General features: G+C 41.2%; 2 protein-coding genes. Both read left to right on the forward strand.

All coding sequences use genetic code 11. From position 1 onward, the window contains the following. Positions 1–414, forward strand: a 414-nt coding sequence (locus D1Z90_RS20835; RefSeq protein WP_198419285.1) for a phosphopantetheine-binding protein, incomplete at its 5' end; no start/stop codon positions are given. Further along, the coding region (locus D1Z90_RS20840; protein ID WP_147378826.1) for a hypothetical protein at positions 411–746 on the forward strand (336 nt) is incomplete at its 3' end. The genes D1Z90_RS20835 and D1Z90_RS20840, both read left to right, overlap by 4 nt.

The raw sequence follows: 746 nt of genomic DNA on the forward strand, positions 1-746 counted from the left end.
TACATGATCCCCTCAGTATTTGTTCTACTTGAGCAGTTACCGTTAACGCCAAATGGAAAGATAGACCGTAAGGCCTTACCTGAGCCTGATATGTCAGCACAGCAGGTCGAGTATGTTGCACCACGCAGCGAGACTGAGAAGGTGTTGTGCGAGATATGGCAGGAAGTGCTGGGTGTAGAGCGGGTAGGTGTTACTGATAACTTCTTCCAGTTAGGTGGACACTCATTGTTAGTGGTTAAGCTAGTTACACTCGTTGATGAGACATTTGATGTCCCTATACCAGCAAAAGCAATGTTTGAAACTCCTATAGTCGAGATGATGGCAGAGCTAATAGAAGGAGGGGGTATGCTTTCGGACATCGAGTTTGATGAAAGTGATGTATTAACCGAATCAGAAATGGAGTTAACAATATGATATCAGTGTTTGAGCTTTCCAGTACCTTAAAGACTCTTGGAATTAAACTTAGTTTAGATGATCAAGAAAGGGTCATAATTCGTGGTGAAAAACAAAAACTGACATCTGAGTTAGTTAGTTTGATAAGAGAAATGAAACCTGAGATAGTTTTATTGTTGAAAGCAAGACAGCTAAAAAAACGTAACAGTAATATTTCAGTTATTGAGCGAGAGTGTTTTCTTTCACTGTCATTTCCTCAACAACGCTTATGGCTACTGGATCAGATAGACGGTGGCAGTGCCCATTACAATATGCCTGCAGCTCTTAAGCTATTGGGCAAACTGGATGTGGTT

It is taken from the genome of Motilimonas pumila, assembly GCF_003596335.1.
GTDB lineage: Bacteria > Pseudomonadota > Gammaproteobacteria > Enterobacterales > CBDFNC01 > Motilimonas > Motilimonas pumila.